Source organism: Clostridium sp. CMCC3677 (genome assembly GCF_023845585.1).
GTDB lineage: Bacteria > Bacillota > Clostridia > Clostridiales > Clostridiaceae > Clostridium > Clostridium aquiflavi.
Genome location: NZ_JAMQHS010000133.1, coordinates 1 through 214, shown reverse-complemented (window position 1 = coordinate 214; position 214 = coordinate 1). Strand labels below are relative to the sequence as shown.

The 214-nt window shown below is 52.3% G+C and carries 1 protein-coding gene; it reads left to right on the top strand.

Annotated features, from left to right (window positions below; translation table 11 throughout):
* The coding region (locus tag NG901_RS16985) for a serine hydrolase (protein WP_252217137.1) at nucleotides 1–214 on the top strand (214 nt) is incomplete at both ends.

Here is a 214-nt window from a genome sequence, read left to right as displayed (position 1 = left end):
AGACGTTGATTTATCAGCGCGCGCAGTTTACGAAAGTGATTGGCATGGATGTCCCCGGCAAAGCGGATGCGCTTGGTTTAGGTTGGGTATATATGGCCCCGAAAGAGGGTCGTCCGGGGATTATTCAGAAGACAGGCGGTGGTGGCGGTTTCATTACCTATATGGCGATGATCCCGCAGAAGAATATTGGCGCGTTTGTGGTGGTCACTCGTTC